The sequence below is a fragment of the Vibrio sp. 704 genome (assembly GCF_033339295.1).
The window spans coordinates 1-632 of the sequence record NZ_JAWOUH010000592.1; the positions used below are offsets into that span (position 1 = coordinate 1).

General features: G+C 48.7%; 1 protein-coding gene. It reads left to right on the forward strand.

Translation table 11 applies throughout. The features are described 5' to 3' along the window. Positions 1–422 (forward strand): TatD family hydrolase (locus tag R7R24_RS27930; RefSeq protein ID WP_318120324.1); only part of this gene is annotated, 422 nt, incomplete at its 5' end. Positions 423–632 lie beyond the last annotated feature (210 nt).

Sequence of the window (632 nt, forward strand, 5' to 3'; positions counted from 1 at the left end):
AACTCAATTGGGCAAAAGAGATGGATTTACCTGTGGTGATCCACACCCGCGATTCCATCGAAGAAACGCTGACTCTGCTTCGTCAAGAGCAAGACGGTCGCCTGCGTGGCGTGTTCCATTGTTTTGGTGGCAGCTTAGAAGAGGCGCGAGCAATTAACGAGTTGGGCTTCCACCTTGGTTTAGGCGGTGTATCGACGTTTAAAAACGGCGGCATGGACCAAGTCATTCCACACTTAGACATGCAATGGGTCATCTTAGAAACAGACTGCCCATATTTGGCGCCAGTGCCGCATCGCGGTAAACGCAATGAGCCAGCTTACACATCGCTCGTCGCGCAGCGAGTGGCAGACTTGCGTGGCGAAGAGGTCGCAACCATAGATGCTATCACCACGGAAAATGCAAAAAGCTTATTCAAGATTTAAGCAAGACAACAAACGCAACAAGCGGCCACACTAGGTCGCTTTTTATTGCCTAAACGGTTGGGTGAACAGGCCAAACCTGAAACGACTCAACCAGCAATACTGTAGTGTTGATAGACATAACTATTAACTTGTAACCCTACCCACTTCGCATCATGCGTATTCCATCAGTACGCTTCTTGTGACTGTCGACAACTCGACACATTCTTTTCT